The following is an 18,575-nucleotide window of genomic DNA, read 5'->3' as shown; positions in this document are numbered from 1 at the left end:
CATTTCTCGCCTTTGATAACGTTCTCAATTGGGAGAGAACGCGGAGGGATGAGGAATATGAAAGCCTTTTGGATGGCCACCGCCGCTGCAGTGGCCCTTGGCGGTTGCAGCACCCTGCCGGCAGGGGCCGAGACCGCAGTGGCGAGCGCGCCGGTGTCGGCCGAGGACGCCCGCGTTGCGGACATCCTTTCCCGCATGAGCCTGGAGCGCAAGGTCGCCCAGCTCGTCCAGCCCCAGATCAACAGCTTCACGCCCGAGGACATGGAGCGTTATCGCTTCGGCAGCTACCTCAACGGCGGCAACGGCGGCCCCTATGGCGATGAATACGCCCCGGCCAGCGAGTGGCTGCGTTATGCCGACGAGATGTATCTCGCCTCGGTCGCGCCCATGCCGAACGGCGAGCCGGTCATCCCCACCATCTGGGGCACGGACGCGGTTCATGGCCACACCAATGTCGTCCAGGCGACGATCTTCCCGCACAACATCGGCCTCGGCGCGACGCGCGACGCCGACCTGCTGCGCCGCATCGGCGAGGCGACCGCGGCCGAGATCGAAGTGACGGGGATCGACTGGAACTTCTCCCCCACCGTCGCCGTGGCGCGTGACGATCGCTGGGGCCGCACGTACGAAAGCTATTCCGAAGATCCCGCCATCGTCGCCCCGCTGGGCGCGGCGCTGGTCGAAGGCCTGCAGGGCCGCAAGGGCGATCCCGACCGTCTCGGCGCAGGGCATGTCATCGCCACCGCCAAGCACTTCTTCGGCGACGGCGGCACCGAGCAGGGTGTCGACCAGGGCGATGTGAACGGCGATATCGAAGCGCTGAAGAAGATCCACGCCGCGCCCTATCCCGCCACCATCGCGGCGGGTGTCGAGACGATCATGGCCAGCTTCAACTCGATCAACGGCCGCAAGATGCACGGCAACGAGGCCCTGCTGACCGACGTCCTGCGCGGCGAACTCGGATTCGACGGGCTGGTCGTGGGCGACTGGAACGGCCACGGACAGGTCGCCGGCTGCACCAACACCGATTGCCCCCAGTCGCTGCTGGCCGGGCTCGACATCTACATGGTGCCGGACGACTGGAAGGGCCTGATGGAGAACCTCGTCGCGCAGGTCGAGGACGGCACCATCCCCATGGCCCGGCTCGACGAAGCGGTCGGCCGCGTCCTGCGCATGAAGCTGCGCGCGGGCCTGCTCGACGGTTTCGTGAAACCCTCGGACCGCCCCAACGCGGGCCAGTACGAGCTGATCGGTTCGCCAGAACATCGCGCCATCGCGCGGGAAGCGGTGGCGAAGTCGCAGGTCATCCTCAAGAACAACGGTGTCCTGCCGCTGAAGGAAGGCGCCAACGTCCTCGTCGCCGGCACGGCTGCCGACGACATCGCGCAGGCCGCAGGCGGCTGGACGCTGACCTGGCAGGGCGGGAGCGATCTCGACAACAGCTATTTCCCCGGCGCGACCTCGATCTGGAGCGGCCTGGAAACCGCTGTCGAAGCGAGCGGCGGCAGCGCCACGCTTTCGGCCGATGGCAGCTATGAAGCCAAGCCCGATGTGGCGATCGTCGTCTTCGGCGAGGAGCCCTATGCGGAATTCGCAGGCGACCGTAAGCACCTCGGCTTCACCGACGAGGAAGGTCTGGACCTGCTGCGCAAGTTCAAGGCCGGAGGCGTGCCCACCGTGGCCGTCTTCCTTTCGGGCCGTCCCATGTGGATGAACCGCGAGATGAACGCCGCCGATGCCTTCGTGGCGTCCTGGTTGCCCGGCGGCGAAGGTTCCGGCATTGCCGACGTGCTGACCGGCGCGCTACCGGCCACCGGCAAGCTGGGCTTCAGCTGGCCCGCGACCTGCGATTTCGGTCCCCTGAACGGCCCCGATGGCGCGCTTTTCCCAGTCGGCTACGGCCGTTCGCTCACCGACACCTCGCCGACGCCGGTGCTCGACGAGAACTGCGCCCCGTTGGTGCAGGGTGCGGCCAAGGACTGGTATGTCAGCGGGCGCCTTGCCGATGGCGTGCTCGCCAACACGGCGACCGGCAAGCTCGACAATCTGCGCGGTGAAGCCGGCGGCATCTTTGCAACCGGCCTCGACCGCAACGCGCAGGAAGACGCGCGCGCGATCAGCTTCGGCCCAGGCGCAGTCCTCGAGCTGGTGCAGGCGGGCGGCGACACTGGCTATGGCTACCGCGTCACCTACGAGGTCCAGACGCGTCCGTCCGCAGCCGTTTATGTGAAGGTCGGCGCAAGCGAACCGCTGGACGTCACGCAACAGCTCTCGGTCGCAGAAGGCAAAGGCTATCGCGAGATGGTCCTGACCGACGCCTGCATGGCGGACCTCGGCCCCTCTCTGACGATCACGTCGCAAGGGCCGTTCAAGATCAACATCGGCGCGGTGGTACGCGAGGAATTCGCGCAAGGCACCGCCTGCTCTTTCTGAGCAGCAATCGTATTCGCTTTGTGGGACGGCAGAAGGCTGGCACACAAAGCGCAGCAACAAAACCCGGGCTACGTTGGGTCGCACCGGGACTTGGGAGGACAACTGAAATGGCACTCGCACCCGACGTTTCGTCGAGCACGGATCCGAACCCGATCGAGAAAGAGGGCGGCGGCATTCACGCCCCAGGCCTCAACTACTTCGTCTTCGGCCTGTTCTTCATCTTCGGCGGCATCACCTCGCTCAACGATGTGATCATCCCGAAGCTGAAGGAACTCTTCACGCTCAGCTACACCGAAGCGATGCTGGTGCAATTCTGCTTCTTCTTCGCCTATCTCGTGATCGGTATTCCGGGGGCGAAGCTGGTCAAGAAGCTCGGTTACATGCGCGGCGCGGTTGCCGGACTGCTGACCATGATGGTCGGCTGCCTTCTGTTCATCCCGGCGAGCCAGACGGCAACCTACGAGATCTTCCTCTTCGCCCTGTTCATTCTCGCCAGCGGCGTGGTGATCGTACAGGTGGTGGCAAACCCGCTCATCTCCCTGCTTGGCCCGCAAAAAACGGCGCACAGCCGTCTTACCTTTGCGCAGGCGTTCAACTCGCTCGGTACCACCGTCTTCCCGATCGTGGGCGCCGCGGTCATCCTGGGCAGCCTGGCCAATGTTACCGCAGACCAACTCTCCGGAGCCGAGCTTACCGCCTACAGGCAAGCCGAAAGCGAAGCCATCTGGCAGGGCTATCTCGGCGTTGCCGCGCTGATCGCCATCGTCGCCCTCGCCGTATGGCTGTTTCGCAATCGCCTGCCGCATGATCCGAAGATGATGGGCGAAAACGAGTTCGTGTCGAATGGCCGTTACCTCGTCGGCCTCGCGATCATCGTCGTCGGTGCGCTGCTGGCGATCAACGTCAACGCCTGGCTCGGCGTGCTGCTGATCATCGCAGCCCCGCTCACATGGCTGTACGACAACGATCTGCTGCGCCGCAGCCGTTTCAGCTTCGGCGCGCTCTGCATCTTCCTCTACGTGGGTGCCGAGGTCTCGATCGGATCGATCATCATCAACTACCTCGCGCAGGACCGTGTCCTTGGCGAACCGGAGAGCGTGATCGGCTGGATGATCGGCCTTTATTGGGGCGGCGCCATGGTTGGCCGTTTCATCGGCTCCTATTTCCTGCGCGTCTTCTCGCCTGGCAAGATCCTCGCCTTCAACGCGACGGGCTCGATCATCCTGATCCTGATCAGCATCATGACGACCGGCGAACTCTCGGCCTACAGCCTGCTCGCCGTCGGCCTGATGAACTCGATCATGTTCCCGACCATCTTCTCGCTCGCCTGCGAGAGGCTCGGTCCGCGGGCAGCCGACGGGTCGGGCATCATCAACGTCGCCATCTTCGGCGGCGCGGTGGTTCCGCTCCTCTACGGCGTCCTCGCGGATGCCAGCGGCAGCCTCGCTTTCGCGATGATCCTGCCGATCGCCTGCTACGCGATTATCGCAGGCTTCGGACTCTTCGCGCGGCGCCCTGCCGCCGCGTAAGAATTCGCATTCACACCGACCTTCGGGGGTTCGCAAGGAGGCTTCGGTCTGCCATGCGGCCCCCGAATTCTTTTGTATCTTTAGGGACGCCCATGACCGACGCCGAACTCGCCGCCCATCTTGCCGAAGTCGCAGGCAAGATCTTGATCCAGGTTCGGGAGAGCGGCATGTTCGAAGGCAAATCCCTGGGCAAGGCCGGCGACGAGACGGCCAACCAGTTCCTCTGCCACGCGCTCACCCAGCAGCGCCCCGAAGACGGCCTACTGTCGGAAGAAAGCAAGGACACGGCAGAACGCCTCGCCAAGAGCCGCGTGTGGATCGTCGACCCGGTCGACGGCACGCGCGAATATGGCGAGGCCCGTTCGGACTGGGCGGTCCACGTAGCGCTTTGCGTCGACAGCAAGCCGGAAACGGGTGCGGTCGCCCTGCCCGGCCTCGACATGGTCCTGCGCACCGATGCGCCTATCGACGTGCCCGCAGCCGCAGACGCCCCGCGCATGGTCGTCAGCCGTACGCGTCCGGCCAAGGAAGCCGTTGCCGTCGCCGAAGCCATCGGCGCGGAACTCGTGCCGATGGGATCGGCCGGAGCGAAGGCCATGGCCGTGGTGCGCGGCGAGGCGGAAATCTATCTCCACACGGGGGGGCAATATGAGTGGGACAGCGCCGCCCCTGCCGCGGTGGCGCTCGCCCATGGGATGCACGCAAGCCGGATCGACGGCAGCCCGCTCACCTACAACCAAGCGGATACCTACATGCCCGACCTGCTCATCTGCCGCCCCGAATGGGCCGAGCGGGTGCTCGCCGAAGTGGCCAAGCTCGATCGAGCGTGATCCAACAAGCCGAAGGGGTCATTTTCGCCTTCCGAGCAGCGCTCTGGTTTCAACGTATGCAACTATTTCGTCCAGAACGGACAAGAATTATTTCGCGAAACGTTTCGAAATTTCCGAAGAAATCCCAGTTTCGCGTTGCAAGGGCAGCGATATCCCCAGCATAACCTATTGAAAGAAAGGGATAAGAAAAAAGGCGTTCCATATCGGGACGTTCTCCCGGCACCCCCCTTCACAGCCCCCCTCGATTCATACATGTTAACCGGCACATAACGATTCGCCTTGTTTTTTCAGAGCGTTCGTTCGCCGCATGATCTGTGCGGCATGAGAGTTTTTGAGGGGGGTACATGACTTCGAGAGGCCTTTGGGCTATTATTGGCGCGGGTGCGGCATGTGTTGCGGTCCCGGCCAATGCACAGGACATCGTCCACGAACCGATAAGCCCGACATTCGGCGGCAATCCGTTCAATTCCAACCACATCCTCGGCATTGCGAATGCGCAGAACAAGACCAAGGACCCGAATGCGGCCAGCACCAATTCGCAAGCCGATATTTTCGCCCGCCAATTGCAATCCCGCCTGCTTTCGGCGCTGTCGTCGCAAATCGTCGACGCCATCTTCGGTGACGATCCGCAGGAAAGCGGGGTCATCAGCTTTGGCGGCCAGACGATCTCGTTCTTCCGATCGCTCGATTCCGTGACGCTCATCATCACCAATGACGATACGGGCGAAGAAACCCGCATCGTGGTTCCGCTATTCATCGAGGTGAACTGATGGCCCGCATCGGACTGACCTGCTGCCTCGCGGCAGCCGCCTCGCTACTGGGTGGGTGCACCACGCTCGGTGACGACGGCCGCGACCTGCTGCCGGAAGAAACCAGCCTCGCCTATTTCCCCAAGCAGACCCAGACACAAAGCCTGCTGCAGCAGTTGCCCGCGCCGGAACGCCAGGTGGCGATTGCCGTCTACGGTTTCACCGACCAGACCGGGCAGTTCAAGCCCACCGAGGCCGGGCAAACGCTGTCACGCGCCGTCACGCAAGGGGCAAGTTCGATCCTCGTGAAGGCCCTCCAGGATGCCGGCTCGCGCGACTGGTTCACCGTGGTGGAACGCGAACGCCTCGATAACCTCCTGAAGGAACGCCAGATCATCACCGAGATGCGCAAGCGCTACCTCGGCGAGGAAGAAGTCGACGCCAGCGCACTGCCCGCGCTCATGTTCGCCGGGGTCCTGCTCGAAGGCGGGATCGTCGGCTACGACACCAACACCGTGACCGGCGGCGCCGGCGCAGCCTTCCTCGGCATTGGCGGCCGGACCGAATACCGTCAGGACACTGTAACGGTGTACCTGCGGGCGGTCTCCGTCCGCACCGGCGAGGTTCTCACCAATGTGACGGCCTCGAAGACCATTGCCAGCAAGGCAGTCGGACTGAGCACGTACAAATTCGTCGGATTCAAGGAATTGCTCGAAGCCGAATGGGGGATCACCACCAACGAACCCGACCAGATAGCCCTCCAGCAGGCGATCGAAAAGGCCGTTTATGGCCTGGTCCTCGAAGGCGTCGAACTCGACCTGTGGCGGTTTGCCGACATGCAGGCGGCCCAGCCGCTCATGTCGACCTACCGCGCCGAGCGGGACGGCGTCTACGACGCGCGCGACGTACAGAACGCCGTTCGCCGCGCCGGATCGCTGACCGCCCTCGAGGTAGTCGAACGCGACGAAGGCCGCGGGAGCCGCACCGGCTCCTGACGCACAACGAATTCCCGCCGGTCGGCCTCCGGACGGCGGGACCAGATTAAGAAGCGTGAAACACGCTACTGGGCCGCAAAAAAACGCACGCAAAGGAGCGGCAACTCCGATGCGTGCAGAAATGTAGGCTGCGATACCTAAGCCACTCGGCGTCTTCTGCGCCGTCGTGATCCTTGAGTATCGCCTTGATCAAAAGGTGATGCAAGTCATGAAGAATACGATCCTTACAGGCGCTTCGATCGTTGCGCTTATCGCTGCTGCTCCGGCGTCTGCCCAACAGGTTCAAACCTCCGACATCTGGCAGAACGGCGAGGACAACTCGGCCACCGTCAGCCAGCAGGGCAACGAGAACCTCTCCGATGTCGATCAGGACGGCGACGATAACTTCGTCGAAGTAACACAGACCGAAAACCCGGTCGGCTCCACACCGTTCAACACACCATCGAACGAATCGATTATCGATCAGGACGGCGATAACAGCCGGGCCCGTGTCGAACAAAACAACGATAATCCCGGTGGACAGTCGAACATTGCCAACATCACTCAGGTTTCGAGCTACGATCCTGCCGATACGGATGCCGACAGCACCGTACCTTCGGGTTATGCCAATAACGCGCGGGTCATCCAGAACGGAAGCGACAACCAGTCGACCATGGTCCAGGACGACTCTGCCGGCGGGATCACCGGCGCAGCGGCCTACAACTCGCAGGAGGGTACTGGCCACCGCTCCACCATCAACCAGGATTACACCGGCGTGAATGGCGTGGAATTCGATCCTGCCTCCCGCGTGGACGTGATCCAGTCGGGAACGAACAACATTTCCGACGTAGATCAGTCCCGTCAGGCCAACTCGCTCATCGTTACGCAGTCGGCATCGAACAACTTCTCCGATGTCGACCAGTACCGCCAAGGCAACACCGGCACGGTTTTGCAGTCGGGTAGCGATAACGACAGCAACCTGTTCCAGGACCAGTTCAACGATGCCACCGTCAGCCAGACCGGTGATGGCAATGACAGCAACCTGATCCAGGACACTTCGAACTTTGCTTCGATAACGCAGTCCGGGAATGGCAACGGCAGTCTCGTCACTCAGGGCGAAGGCCTTGCTCCGCCCAGCCCAACCGATGTCGGCCGAGATAACTCGGCTACCGTCATTCAGTCCGGTGACGGCAACACGAGCGCCATCGATCAGCGCCGCGATTCCACAGCTCTCGTTACGCAGTCCGGCGGCAGCAACATCAGCGATATCCAGCAGATCGGCGGCGCCGGTTCGGACAATTCGGCAATCGTCGAACAGCTTGGCAGCGCGGATGTAAGCAACATCCTGCAGGACGGTGCCAACCAGTTCGCAAATGTGCTGCAGAACGGGTCGAGCGAATACAGCTCGATCATGCAAAACGGCGACGGAAACTCCGCGCTGGTCGATCAATCCGGTTCCAACAACGAGTCTTATATTGATCAAAACGGAACGGGTAACGCAGCGACCGTCACTCAGACGGGCACATCCGATTACTCGTCGGTTGCGCAGAACGGCACCGGCAACACGGCCACTGTCACGCAGGGCAATTAACCAGATCGAGGCGGGGGCCCTGTGCTTCCGCCTCGCTACGTTCAACAGGAGGACCAAATGAAAAAGATTATACTCACCAGCGCCAGCGCACTCGCGCTCGGCATCGCGGCTCCGGCAGCTGCACAAAGCAACAATCAGTCCGATATCGATCAGAACGGCAACGATCTCAGCGCCGATGTGACGCAGACCGGTTCGGACAACACGTCCGACATCGACCAGAGCTCGCAGTTCAACGACGCAGTCGTCGATCAGTCCGGCAGCAACGGCGATGTCGACATTGTCCAGACCGGCAACGGCCAGGAGCTTTCGAAAACCAATCGGGCAACCGTGATCCAGGCCGGCGACAGTGCCGAAGCCGACGTTCTGCAGGAAAACGGAGACGGCGGCGATGCCAACCGACTGACCACATATGTGGACCAGAACGGGGACAGCTATGCCTCCGTGACGCAGGCCGGCCGCGCGTCGCAGGCCGAAGTCTACCAGACCGGTGATCTCAACGAGGCTTATGTCGACCAGCGCGGCACGGGCAACTTCATCGGTAACACCAACAATGCGGCCGAAGGCGGTATTGTCCAGAACGGCAACGGAAATCTGGCAAACATCGATCAGAATCCGGCCAAGTATTCGAGCGGCGCTATCAGCCAGACCGGCGACGACAACGATGGCGTCATCCGTCAAGAGCAGGTCAGCGGCAACGGCGCCGAACTGCGCAGTTTCGCTACAATCGGCCAGACGGGGACCGGCAATTCCGGCACGATCAACCAGCTGAGTTCGGCAAACCCCGCCGATCAGGACGCATCGATCATCCAGAACGGTACGTCCAACATGGCTACGACGGACCAGACGGGCCAGTACAACGACGGCTTCGTTTCGCAGAGCGGCACGGGCAACTCGTCCAACCTGACGCAGCAGGGTGCCTCAGCCACTGCAAACATTTCGCAGGATGGCACCACCAATGTCAGCAACGCGACTCAGGGTTCGCCAAACCGGCTGACCAGTTTGCAGCAGCTGGACCTTCTCCAAGACGGTACGGACAACAATTCGACCATTACGCAGTTCGGTTCGCAGAACGTGGCTGCTGTCGAACAGTACGGCGAGCGTAACACAAGCATCGTCGATCAGCCGGGCCTCGATAACGCAGCCGGCGAGTTTGACGGTGACGGCGACGTAGCGATGGTCGGTGTCACGCAGGATGGTTTCGACAACTACTCGAGCGTAACGCAGTCGGCCAACTTCGGCTCGGCCTTCGTCAGCCAGGTCGGTGACAATCTGGTCAGCAATGTCAGCCAGACCGGCTACTCGAACTTTTCGAGCGCCGCTGTCGATCAGGTCGGCGCCTCGAACACCGCCACCATCAACCAGTATTCGGATAGCGCCGCAAACGGTGGTCCCGCGCGCCAGATGGAGGCCAGCATCACGCAGGAAGGTTCGGGCAACGCCAGCACGATCGGCCAGACCAACACGCTGGGCGATCCGGCCGTGTCGGGCAACAGCGCTTCCAGCTTGCAGACCGGCACCAACGGTTACTCGCTGATTATGCAGGACGGCCACGACAACTTGGCCACGCTGATCGATTCCGGCGATCTGAACCGGAGCACGATCACCCAGTCGGGCGACTTGAATAGTGCGCTGGTTACGCAGGGTGGAAGCTCGAACGTCTCCACCATTGCTCAAGACGGTGCAGGCAACAGCGCAACCGTAGCGCAGAACTGAGGAAAGAGCGGGGGTGTGCCAGCGCGGCACGCTCCCGCCTTCTCGCACTGCGAACGCAACAGAGTGTGACAGGCAAGCGGCACGGAAAACCCCGCAGTACCAATTAAGTCGCAAATAATAACAAGCACTTAAACGTGAAGAAGGTGAGATGAAAAAAACTATCATGACAGGCGCCAGCGTACTGGCCCTCAGCATTGCAGCTCCGGCAGCGGCGCAAAGCAATACCAGCGACGTCGACCAGACCGGCAATGCCAACGGCGCAACTGTTTCACAGAGCGGTTCCAATACTTCGGATATCGATCAGACTGGCGACAGCAACTCGGCCAGCAATGTTCAGTCGGGAGCCGGCAACAGTTCAACGATCGACCAAGACTCTTTCTTCGGCCTTGCCGATGTGACGCAGGACGGTGACAGCAACGTTTCCACAATCGACCAAGACGATCCGGACACCGCACCCGGCCAGGACGGCACGACCGGCGTTGCCGATTTCGATCCCGACGCAACTGTCAGCCAGATCGGCAACAGCAACATGTCCGGCATCACCCAGACCATCGCTGCCGGCGGCGGTTTCAACCAGACCGCGCGCGTCACGCAGACCGGTGACAACAACTCGTCGAATATCGACCAGAACTCGGACGGCCCTGGCTACACCGGTGGTCTTCGCGCCCAGGTCAACCAGACGGGCGATGCGAGCTCGGACATCATCCAGACCGGATCGAACGCGGGTAAGAACCTGAACGCCTATGTCACACAGGATGCTTCGACCTCGAACATCATACAGACCGCCAGTGACGCCAGCGGTCAGAATCCGACAGCGGTAGCCCGCGTCAATCAGTCGGGCGGTTCGCTGTCGAACATCACCCAGTCGCTGACGGGCAACCTGACGAGTGACCTGAATGCCGATGTCACGCAATTTAACGGCGCGACCTCGAACATTACCCAGCGCGCAAATGGCGATGAATCGGTGACGCAGGACGCCATCGTGACGCAGGACGGTGCGAGCACTTCCAACATCACGCAGACGTTCGACAACGATGGTTCGAGCAACTTCATGGCGACCGTCAACCAGAACGGCAGCGGCAATCTATCGAATGTCACGCAGCGCGATGAAGGCTTTGGTGTCATCGGTAACGCGGATGGCGGTCTCGTGGCCGACGTCAACCAGACTGGCGACGACAACACCTCGGCCCTCGTCCAGGAAAACAAGAGCGCGTTTGCCGATATCGATCAGACCGGCGACAGCAATATCGTCGATGCTTTCCAGGGCACCGCGGGCAACGATCTCACTGTCCTGCAGTCGGGCGATGCGAACACCTCGAACTCGCTTCAGCTTGGCCTGAATAACTCTGCCAACGTCACTCAGGATGGCATCGGTGCGACCTCGACCATCGACCAGACCGGCCGCAACGACAGCGCCTTTGTCGAGCAGTTGGCTGGCTCGGATGGTTCGACCTCGCTCATCACCCAGCTTGGCGATGTCAGCGGTGACCGTAGCGAAAATTCCGCGACGGTCAGCCAGTCGGGTGCGCTCAACGTGTCCGAACTGACTCAGTCAGGCTTTAACAGCACCGCTGATGTCCTGCAGTCTGGTTCGGGCAACACCAGCCGGCTCTCGCAGAACGGTACGGTCGACGGTTTCGGGAACACTGCAGACGTCAACCAACTGGGCAACGACAACCTGTCGGATATCGCACAGGATGGTTCGGGTAACAGCGCGACCGTTACGCAGAACAGCGATGCCAACACCTCATACGTGAATCAGAACGGCAACGGCAACACGGCCAGCGTCACGCAGGGAATGTAAGCTTCCGAGCCGGGCGCGCCAATCGAGGTGCGCCCGGTATTCCTTCCCATTTTCGAAATTAACCAGATCATGAAAAAGACTATTCTCACCAGTGCATCGATCATTGCCCTTGGCATCGCCGCTCCCGCATTCGCGCAGAGCAACAATAGCGATATTGATCAGACCGGCCACAATCTGTCGGCCGACGTCACGCAGACCGGTTCGAGCAACGATTCCGATGTACTGCAGACCGGTGTCTACAACGAAGCTACCGTTGATCAGGCGGGTACCAACGGACAATCGACCGTGAACCAGAGCGGCACCGGCACTGAAAACACGCCCAACGAAGTGTTCGTCGATCAGGCAGGCGACAGCGCCGAATCCACTGTTACGCAAGTGGGCGGACGCAACAATCTCGCTCGCGTCGACCAGAACGGTGACAACATTTCGGACGTTTCGCAGGATGGACGCTTCCTTACTGCGACGGTGCTTCAGGATGGCGCAGGCAATGATTCTTCCGTGGTGCAGGCGGGCAACAGCCTGCGTGTCACGGATGGCGATGCAGCGGCCGGCGTAGTGCAGTCGGGCGACGACAACATGTCGTCGATCACTCAGGATCCGGCAACCTATTCGACCGCGAACACGACGCAGATTGGTAACCGCAACTCATCGTCAACCACGCAGATGACCAATGGTAACCCCGGCAACGCCAATCGCAGCCTTGCCTCGGTCGATCAGACTGGCGACGATAACGTTTCGACTGTTAGTCAGCAGAGCACTGTCGATCCCTCGCTTCTGACCGCGATCGTGGACCAGACCGGCAACGGCAACGAGTCCTACGTCGACCAGAACGGTTCGGAGGAGTCGGCGCTGGTCACGCAGCTCGGCAACGATAACCTGTCGGATGTCGATCAGGATGGTTCGAGCTTGCTGGCCGCCGAAGTGATGCAGAACGGCAACGGAAACAATTCCGATGTAAACCAGTCGATTTCCGGCAGCGATGCCAGCGATGCCTTCGCCAGCGTCAGTCAGGCAGGCGGCGCGACTTCGACTGTCAATCAGACCATCTTGGGTGATGAAGCGACCAACATGGACGCGGTCGTGACGCAGAACGGCGTGAGCACTTCGACCATCACGCAAACGTTCAACAATGACGGTTCGAATACCTTCGCCGCAACGGTCAACCAGACTGGCGACGGGCACGATTCGACCATCGTTCAGGCCGATCTCGGCGGCGCTCCCGTAAACAACCCTGACAATTCCCTGACGACCAATGTAACCCAGACCGGCAGCGACAACACGTCGGACCTGACCCAGCTCAATCGTGGTCAGCTGGCCAACGTCGACCAAGGAGGTTCGTTCGAAACCTCACGCGCACGTCAGGACGGTCAGAACAGCGAAATCGATGTCGACCAGTTTGGTACGGGTAACGAATCCGATATCGATCAGGGCGGCTTCGGGAACTTTGCCCGGGTAAACCAGACGCTCGGATCGTCGGATAACGATGCCACCATCCTTCAGGGTTCGGAAGGCAACAACGATGCGACCATCAATCAGGAAGGTGCGAGCGGTCAGGCGTTCATCACTCAGATCGGCAACGCCCGCGGTGAAACAGCTACCATCCACCAGTTGGCGGGTGCGGATCAAAACACCGCTCGCATAACCCAGAACGGTGACGATGCCGGCGGATCTCCGCAGAACAACAGCATCGCCACCATTACCCAGAATGGCGGTCTGCTGAACACCTCGGAAATCGTCCAGAACTGGGCTGATAACACCGCAACAAGCAGTCAGAACGGTTCGGAACTTCAGTCGATGATCACGCAGAATGGCGAGTTCAATACCGCGACTGTCAATCAGACTGGCGATGGTCACATGTCGACTGTCACGCAAACCGGTACTGGAAACTCGGCTATGGTGACCCAGGGCAACTGATCAGGTACACCGAGTCTGATATAAGACGCGGGGGCGGAAAGCCTTATTTTCGCCCCCGCAGTTGCAAAAGCCGGACTAGGACGGCCTATTCCACAGGTCCGAACTGAGCAGTCTAGGGAGAGAATTGAAGTGCCTCAGATGAAACCGAACTCTCTTACGGCAATTCTAGCTGCAGCGATGATGTCATTCGCAGCGCCTGTTCTCGCGGACACTGGGAACATACCCCCGGGTGATCCTTGTGGAGACGGGAATGGCGCCGGCACAGGCAATCCCTGCGGTGGCAATAACGGGAACTCCGGCGAGAACGGCAACGCCGGCTTCACTTTCGAGGAAATCGCAGTTCCGGTCCAAGAGGATCGTGGAGCTTTCATCTCCCAGATCGGATCGGGCAACACCGCCGAAGCCGATCAACAGGGCACTAGCGCCTATGCCCGCGTCATTCAGAACGGGGACGCCAACCAAGTGGATTTGCGTCAGGATGATGGCAACCATTATACCGAAATCGCTCAGGACGGAGATAGCAACACCGTCTTCGCGGGACAGGACGGCAACGGGCAAGCGGCTCTTCTGCTTGCTCAAAGAGGCAGTGGAAACTCTGCGGAGCTGTCACAATTTGAAAGTGGCGACCTCTATTCCGCAGCGGCAATCAGCCAGTCCGGGTCAGGCAATCGACTTAACCTCGTGCAGGATGGCAGCGATAATCAGGCTCGCCTCGCACAATCGGGCGACAATAATATCATGACCGCGACACAACTCGGTGCAGGCAACCGGCTGGAATGGACCCAAAACGGAAGCGGCCTATCCGACCTTCAGATTACGCAAGACGGCGGTCAAGCGCTCCAAATTACGCAAACGAATACGGGGGCACCACCGCCAAGCGGGAATTGAACATGTCGACTTTCACTCTTCTTCCGTTGCTTTTGCTTTCCACCCAATCGGATTTGGAACCTAGAAACGTTCCTGTTCTGGCTGCCGAAGATTCCGTTTACGTAAACCAGACTTCCTCCGATAGTGCAGAGAGTGCCTCGCTCAAGGCATTTCTTCCAACCACCGCAGAGAAAGCGACGAATCCTCCAGCTAGCGATGACAAGTCGCTGGAGGGCCAAACGCTCGAGAACCCCCGTCGGCCCGACCAGGAGATGGTCCAATTGTCTGCCCGTGATCGCGAAATGGGCGGCACAACCGATCAACTAACCCGCGAACGGGGGCGGCGCGCACTGGCGCAACTGACGGAGCGTGACCGCGCGATACTATTCAGCGCCGTAAATGGGACGGACATTTGCGAGCGGGAGCCCAGCAATCCGGCAATTATCGAATTGTGCCTTGTTAGATTGGAGGACAGGTCCGAAGAGTTTGCCGGCAACTCCGCACCCAGCCTGTCTCCGGAAGAACGCCTGCTCGGCGAGGGTCTCGATAGCGATCGGGTAGCAACGCTCGAATCGGCTATTTCCAGGCTTGCCCGGGGTAACAGCGCGCTCAATTCAAATGAGGATCAGGCCATCGCATCTGTCGCACTCGGCAGTTCGACGTTGGCCCCGGCGCAGCCGACATCCGAGGAACCGAATCCAAGCGAACTATCGGCCGAAACGCAGGCCCTCATCAACGCGATCGTGGAACAATTCTCCACCCAGGCCGGGGGCGGACTATGATTACTATCGCATCTCTCATTCTGCTCAGCAGCGTGGCAACCGGAGAACAGGTAGTGGAAAGCGAACAGGCAATCTCAATGCGGATCGAGGATGGCGATGGAACAATCCAAATCGAGATGATTGCGAAGTCGCCTCACGATCAAGTCGTCGATTACCAAATCGAAGTGATCGGCGACTCGCGTTCCCGGCATAGCGGGAAGTCGAAAGTTCCGGCCCAGACCGAGACCTCTATTTCGCAGTTTCGGGTGTCGCACAGCGGGACATGGTGCGCAACTGCCGAGATCACAGAACAATCTGGATCTACATACACACTGACGGCAGGAGATTGCGCGTCGCTGGAGGTCAAGTAAGTTTTAACTAACGGACACAGGTCTGGTTTTGTTGATTTGGGGGAGGAATTGTGAGAAGCCAGAGCGTCCATCGCACGACAGCCCTTCTTTCAAGCGCAGCCGTTTGGGGCCTCGTCGTCGCTCAGCCGTCAATCAAATTTGAACCGCAATCGGCTGCTGAGAGGGTTCGCTTGCCAGATCGACCTCGTGCGGCTCGTCAGATTGACCGTACGACAGTGGTATCGCCTGTCGCAATTGAACCTCGTCCCCAGCTATCGCCCAATTTGGGAATGAAATTTGCCAGCCAGCCGGCACGCGATTTCCGTGACCAGATTGCGGTTGATAGAGTTCCGCAACCCATGTTGACGGGCGCTCAGTCGAGGGAGGTCAGAAATGCTTCCGGTGACCACGCGGGGGCAGAATTGAAAACCGTGGTAGAAAGTCCACAATTCGCGGCTAACGTTTCCGACATGCCTCTCGTCAGAAGTACCCCCTCGCGTAGAGTGGGCGAGCTGGGCAAAGAAATCCGTACAGTCACTCCCAGCAGCACGACAGAAAAGCTTCCGCGCCCGCTCGAGGTTTCACGTGACTATAACACCTCGGCGCCTCCCCAAGTCGACTCAGTGCGTCCGTCGATAAGCCATGTTGGATATCTTGGCGGTGATGAGGCTGCGCAGAGAAATGGGGCGCCTTCCTCGTCCATTCCCGCTTCGGAAACACGGCCCGTCTATAACTTGAACGCTAGCCAAGCATTCTCCGATTCAGAAAATTCGCACGGTATACCGGAGATAGCCGGCGCGACCGACACATTCGCTTCCCGCCCGCAAAATAGCGGTGTCGATAAAGTCCCCACCTCGTCCACGGAACGGCTTGAGCCAGCGCAAACCATTCTCAGCGAAAGCGAGCGCGTCGCGATACTTGCAAAGGTCCAGGGTGAACGTTCGGCAAGGGCCGCAATCGCTCGCCAAGCAATCAGGGCGCCCGGAAACACGGCAACCGGCCTTGCCGGCACAGCTTCGGTGCAATCCCGCCTCGGTCGGCATGATCCGCCACACCGACCCACTGCGGAAGCAGCGGTCAATCGTGCAGCCCCCCCCACGTCGTCAACAAGAGGTCGAACATCCAAGGCTGAAATCGAACAAATAGCTACATCAGCCTCTCTCGCCTATATCGATCAGATCACGCAGCCCGCTTTCAAGAAACGTATGGCTGTGAGGATGGACGGGCGAGAAGTCGGTGCCGTGCCCTTTCAGGTTAATGGGGATCGCACGATATCAGTGCATCTTGGTCAGGTGCTTGACCTCTTCGAGGACCGATTTGACCCGACTGAATTTGCCGGTCTTCGCAATGCAAAGGCCAGCGAGGAATTCGTCACTCTCAAACAACTGGTCAGCGCGGGAATCGAACTGCGGTATGACCCGGTGTACGACGAAATCGTAGTTTCGACCTAGCTAGAACGCAGCGCGAGGAGTTGCCGTGCGCGGCTCAAGTGAGGCCGATCAAGCATTTTACCTTTATACCCGATCGTTCCGGCCCCGGGCTTAGCATCGAACAGATCGATAATCTCGCGCGCCTCTTGAACCTCTTTCTCGGTCGGCGTGAAAGCTGCATTGATTACCCGGACCTGGTCTGGGTGTATCGCCAACATACCGCGATAGCCATCCTGCCGAACTCGCTCTGCGCGCACCTTCAGGCCCTGTAAGTTGCGGAAATCTGCGTCTATTGTCTCTATGGCCGGTACCGAAGCCGCCGCAGCACCCAGCAATGTCAAACTGCGAGCGAGTTCATAGGTGAAACGGTAATCTCCGTCTGGCCCGCAGTTGGACAGCGCCCCAACGGAATCTGCAAGATCTTCCGCTCCCCAAGTCATGGCAACTAGTCTCGGGGCTCCCGCATAATCGCCCGTGGTGAACATGGCTGCGGCGACTTCAGTAACCAGCGCGATAACTGGCATGGCTCCTGGCTCAAGACCATGTTCGAGTTCCAGCGCGGTCAGCATCCTGTCGAGCTTTTCCACATCCTCACGGCCGCGTGATTTCGGCAGCATGATCCCGCCTGGCTGCATGGGCAATACCGCTGCCAAATCGTCCGCAGTATGTGGCCCATCGAGCGGGTTGATACGAACCCATAGACGTGCACGTCCGGCTTCGTTTTGCATCTGAAGAAAATGAGAGACCCGCGCGCGTGCGGCGGGTTTCTCACCCTCGACTACGGCATCTTCGAGATCAAAGATAACAATGTCGGCGTCCCCTTCGGTCGCTTTGGTCATCTTTTTCTCGCTGTCACCCGGCGCGAACAACCATGAGCGATGACGAACGGGCAGGCGGGCTTCCTTGATCACGTTAGGCGTCTCCAATCTCCTAGCGGGGTAGAGCCAACGTGACGGCCCTTGGTCAAGTTATTGTGAGAAGTTTGATGCACGTTGCGCACAAAAAAGCCCGCCTGGATGGGCGGGCTGTTTGTGCTTGAATTCGGTGGTTGCGGGGGTTGGATTTGAACCAACGACCTTCAGGTTATGAGCCTGACGAGCTACCGGACTGCTCCACCCCGCGGTACCTTCTTGTTACGCCTCAAGCGCCGGCGCCGACATCTGTCGGCTGGGCTTCCCTCGCATAAGCTCGGGCGGCCGGTCGGCCTTGCGAAGTGCTGCGCACTTCGATGGCGCTCTCGTCACCAGCGCGGAGGCCGGAGACGAAAAAGCCGCCGCTCGGGTGTAACCGGCAGCGGCTTTTGAAATCGTGAATGGGTTTATAACCACATGCCCGCCGGCTTTAATGCCTGGCGACGACCTACTCTTCCAGTGCTTGAGCACTAGTACCATCGGCGCTGTCCGGTTTCACGGCCGAGTTCGAGATGGGATCGGGTGGGTCACAGACGCTAAGGTCACCAAGCAATAGAGCTGGCGGACATGGGTTTAAATCGATGCTTTGAGCTTTGTTGGGCTTATCCGGCTAGAGTTTCCTCCACCTCGCGGACAGCACAGGGCTGTCGTTGATGGTATGGATCCTACAAGCGCGAAAAGAACTATTAGGACCGGTTAGCTCCACACATTACTGCGCT

14 protein-coding genes, 1 tRNA gene and 1 rRNA gene are annotated in these 18,575 nt (G+C 60.1%); 13 read left to right on the top strand and 3 right to left on the bottom strand.

What is annotated here, in order from left to right; all coding sequences use genetic code 11:
• The first annotated feature begins 57 nt into the window (after window positions 1-57).
• From ED21_RS07900 to ED21_RS15385, 13 genes are all read left to right on the top strand, one after another.
• On the top strand, window positions 58-2,433 hold the full coding sequence (locus tag ED21_RS07900) for a glycoside hydrolase family 3 protein (RefSeq protein WP_006833344.1): 2,376 nt from the start codon (window positions 58-60) through the stop codon (window positions 2,431-2,433).
• A 107-nt stretch (window positions 2,434-2,540) separates the two neighbouring features.
• Window positions 2,541-3,962 (top strand): sugar MFS transporter, encoded by a 1,422-nt coding sequence (locus ED21_RS07895; RefSeq protein ID WP_006833343.1) that lies wholly within the window; start codon window positions 2,541-2,543, stop codon window positions 3,960-3,962.
• A gap of 92 nt (window positions 3,963-4,054) precedes the next feature.
• On the top strand, window positions 4,055-4,792 hold the full coding sequence (locus tag ED21_RS07890; RefSeq protein WP_006833342.1) for a 3'(2'),5'-bisphosphate nucleotidase CysQ: 738 nt from the start codon (window positions 4,055-4,057) through the stop codon (window positions 4,790-4,792).
• Between the two features lie 344 nt (window positions 4,793-5,136).
• Complete coding sequence (locus ED21_RS07885) at window positions 5,137-5,562, top strand: curli assembly protein CsgF (protein ID WP_006833341.1); 426 nt, start codon at window positions 5,137-5,139, stop codon at window positions 5,560-5,562.
• Window positions 5,562-6,536: a CsgG/HfaB family protein gene (locus tag ED21_RS07880; RefSeq protein WP_006833340.1), complete on the top strand. Its 975-nt coding sequence runs from the start codon at window positions 5,562-5,564 to the stop codon at window positions 6,534-6,536. Before ED21_RS07885 ends, ED21_RS07880 begins: the two co-directional genes overlap by 1 nt.
• Before the next feature lie 208 nt (window positions 6,537-6,744).
• Window positions 6,745-8,106, top strand: a complete 1,362-nt coding sequence (locus tag ED21_RS07875) for a hypothetical protein (protein ID WP_198005839.1) — start codon at window positions 6,745-6,747, stop codon at window positions 8,104-8,106.
• A 57-nt stretch (window positions 8,107-8,163) separates the two neighbouring features.
• Entirely contained in the window at window positions 8,164-9,819 is a 1,656-nt protein-coding gene (locus tag ED21_RS07870) for a hypothetical protein (protein ID WP_006833338.1), read from the top strand.
• A gap of 148 nt (window positions 9,820-9,967) precedes the next feature.
• A complete protein-coding gene (locus ED21_RS07865) occupies window positions 9,968-11,623 on the top strand; it encodes a hypothetical protein (RefSeq protein WP_006833337.1) in 1,656 nt (551 codons plus the stop codon).
• Between the two features lie 27 nt (window positions 11,624-11,650).
• A complete protein-coding gene (locus ED21_RS07860; protein WP_006833336.1) occupies window positions 11,651-13,537 on the top strand; it encodes a hypothetical protein in 1,887 nt (628 codons plus the stop codon).
• A 138-nt stretch (window positions 13,538-13,675) separates the two neighbouring features.
• Entirely contained in the window at window positions 13,676-14,425 is a 750-nt protein-coding gene (locus tag ED21_RS14705) for a hypothetical protein (protein WP_006833335.1), read from the top strand.
• A 2-nt stretch (window positions 14,426-14,427) separates the two neighbouring features.
• Complete coding sequence (locus ED21_RS07850) at window positions 14,428-15,186, top strand: hypothetical protein (RefSeq protein ID WP_006833334.1); 759 nt, start codon at window positions 14,428-14,430, stop codon at window positions 15,184-15,186.
• Entirely contained in the window at window positions 15,183-15,536 is a 354-nt protein-coding gene (gene csgH, locus ED21_RS07845) for a curli-like amyloid fiber formation chaperone CsgH (protein ID WP_006833333.1), read from the top strand. The genes ED21_RS07850 and csgH overlap by 4 nt, the downstream gene beginning before the upstream one ends.
• 269 nt (window positions 15,537-15,805) lie before the next feature.
• Window positions 15,806-16,966 carry a hypothetical protein gene (locus tag ED21_RS15385; protein WP_156787403.1) on the top strand — a complete coding sequence of 387 codons (1,161 nt, stop codon included), beginning with the start codon at window positions 15,806-15,808 and terminating at the stop codon, window positions 16,964-16,966.
• Here ED21_RS15385 and ED21_RS07835 read toward each other — a convergent pair.
• From ED21_RS07835 to rrf, 3 genes are all read right to left on the bottom strand, one after another.
• The gene (locus tag ED21_RS07835; protein ID WP_083800413.1) at window positions 16,963-17,856 is read right to left on the bottom strand and encodes a CoA ester lyase; all 894 of its coding nucleotides are present in this window, start codon (window positions 17,854-17,856) and stop codon (window positions 16,963-16,965) included. The genes ED21_RS15385 and ED21_RS07835 overlap by 4 nt on opposite strands.
• A 134-nt stretch (window positions 17,857-17,990) precedes the next feature.
• Window positions 17,991-18,067, bottom strand: a tRNA-Met gene (locus ED21_RS07830).
• A gap of 224 nt (window positions 18,068-18,291) precedes the next feature.
• A 5S ribosomal RNA gene (gene rrf, locus ED21_RS07825) occupies window positions 18,292-18,406 on the bottom strand.
• Between the last annotated feature and the right edge of the window lie 169 nt (window positions 18,407-18,575).

This window comes from Erythrobacter sp. SD-21 (genome assembly GCF_000181515.1).
In the GTDB taxonomy this organism is placed as follows: domain Bacteria; phylum Pseudomonadota; class Alphaproteobacteria; order Sphingomonadales; family Sphingomonadaceae; genus Qipengyuania.
The sequence above is the reverse complement of the archived record's forward strand: the minus strand, read 5'-3'. Positions and strand labels throughout refer to the sequence as shown.